Below are 2,355 nucleotides of genomic sequence, written 5' to 3' on the forward strand. Positions count from 1 at the left end.
GCTTTCTTTCTATATAATTCTTTTACTTGTTTTTTTGTTTTTTGATAGTTTTTACTATATGTCCAACGGAGTTTGACGCCATGTTTTATAGTACCATCCTTTTTGAAATTGTTAGGATTGGTACTTCTACGACTTCTATCCAACTTGCGTAATAAACGCCTTTTTTGTTTCTCCAATAAAGGTACTTATCTAATTCTTTTGCAGTCTGCTTCAATTCTTTTGAATCATTAGATTTTTTCGCTTTTTGGTAGCAACGTAATTGTTTTCGATAGTGTTTTGATTCTTGCATTAAAGTATGTTGTTTTACTGCATAAGACAAAGTTGTATTATAGAGTGTACGGGCAATTTCAAAACGTTTTAGTAGAATATCCTTTTGCCATGTATCTATAAGTAACTTGAGCTCTATAACAAAACTATCTTTCTTCCCTTTCGTCATTACCCGTCACTCCTTTCTTTTTTGATTATTCACAATATACAATATAAACATATGTTCTATAAAGAAAAAAGCACTTCATTCCTCCCACCTCTGAAGAAGTGGGCGGAATGAAGCTCAATTCTGTGAATTTGATGAAGATGCCTTCAAAACTAACCTTCTTAGAAAAGTGATAACTGATTGGCATCAGGCATTCCTTCTAAACAACCCAATTGATCCATATATTCTATTAATGTTTTGGATACTCGTCCTCGTTGCTGTAAATCTTCCTTCGATAAAAATTCTCCGTCCTCACGTGCTGCTACAATTTGTTTAGCAACGTTTGTACCAAGTCCAGGAATCGCATCGAATGGTGGAATTAAAGTGTTCCCATCAATGATAAATTCACTAGCATGTGAACGATATAAGTCCACCTTCTGGAAGCTCATACCACGCTCACACATTTCAAGTGCTAGTTCCATTACAGTTAATAAGTTTTTTTCTTTTGTTGAAGCATCTAAGCCCTTCAGATTGATTTCATCAATTTTTGTACGAATCATTTGCGGGCCCTGTACCATGGCAATTAAATCAAAATCATCTGCACGTACTGTGAAATACGCTGCATAATAAAGAATTGGGAAATGTACCTTAAACCATGCAATACGAACTGCCATTAACACGTAAGCTGCAGCATGGGCTTTCGGGAACATGTATTTTATCTTTTTACATGATTCGATATACCAGCCTGGTACTTTATTCGCCAGCATTTCCGCTTCAAATTCTTCAGATAATCCTTTCCCTTTACGCACGGATTCCATAATTTTAAACGCCAGTGACGGTTCTAGATCTTGATAAATTAAATACACCATAATATCGTCACGACAGCCGATTACTTCTTTCAGCACACATGTACCGTTTTGAATTAACTCTTGCGCGTTACCCAGCCATACGTCTGTTCCGTGAGATAGTCCTGAAATTTGCACGAGCTCCGAGAATGTTGATGGCTTTGTATCTTCAAGCATTTGGCGTACAAAACGGGTACCGAACTCAGGAATGCCAAGTGTTCCTGTCTTACAGCCAATTTGTTTTTCTGTTACGCCTAAAGATTCTGGAGAACTAAAGATTTTCATAACGACTGGATCATCAGTTGGAATCGTTTTTGGATCTATCCCTGATAAATCCTGCAACATCCGAATCACAGTCGGATCATCGTGCCCAAGTATATCAAGCTTTAAAATATTATCGTGAATGGAATGGAAATCAAAGTGCGTTGTACGCCATTCTGCATCCTGTGCATCCGCAGGGAATTGCACTGGTGAGAAGTCATAAATATCCATATAATCTGGTACTACGATAATTCCTCCAGGGTGCTGTCCTGATGTACGTTTAACGCCTGTACAGCCTTGCACTAATCGATCTACCTCGGCACCGCGGAAATGTAGATTGTTATCATTGGCATAGCCCTTTACATAGCCATAAGCTGTTTTCTCCGCAACAGTACCGATTGTCCCGGCACGATATACATAATCTTCACCGAATAATACCTTTGTATAGTTATGAGCCTGTGGTTGATATTCCCCGGAAAAGTATGACGATAGGTAAACTTTTGATATTATCTCCAGCTTTTCCCCCGTCCCACACCGTACGTGACCCTTTCGGCGTCATACGGCGTTCCATCGTTAACTTTGTTGAAATTTATAAACTAAGCTTTGGATTTCCTACTTCCGTTCTTAGTTCGTTTATTTAATTTATTTTCAATAGGATATACCAGCAATCCATTACTTTTAAATGGCTCATCACCATAACGTGTGGTTGATTTCCGTTCCGGCTGGGCGCTTTCCTGGAGGCGTCCGATGAGCCGCTTCACTCGCGTTGCTCGCTCCAGGGTCTCATCTGTGACGCTGATCCCCAAGGAGTCGCCCAGCCTCCACTCCAATCAACTT

Annotated in this window: 1 protein-coding gene and 1 pseudogene; both read right to left on the reverse strand. The window is 39.4% G+C overall.

Going from position 1 to position 2,355, the window contains the following annotated elements; genetic code table 11:
* Positions 1–85 precede the first annotated feature (85 nt).
* The gene (locus ACFXN8_RS26380) at positions 86–436 is read right to left on the reverse strand and encodes a hypothetical protein (protein ID WP_386848318.1); all 351 of its coding nucleotides are present in this window, start codon (positions 434–436) and stop codon (positions 86–88) included.
* Positions 437–594: 158 nt separating this feature from the next.
* Positions 595–1,998: pseudogene (locus ACFXN8_RS26385) on the reverse strand (PolC-type DNA polymerase III); the annotation flags it as partial.
* Positions 1,999–2,355: the final 357 nt, after the last annotated feature.

Origin of the sequence: Lysinibacillus sp. NPDC059133 (genome assembly GCF_042755925.1) — a bacterium.
Lineage (GTDB): Bacteria > Bacillota > Bacilli > Bacillales_A > Planococcaceae > Lysinibacillus.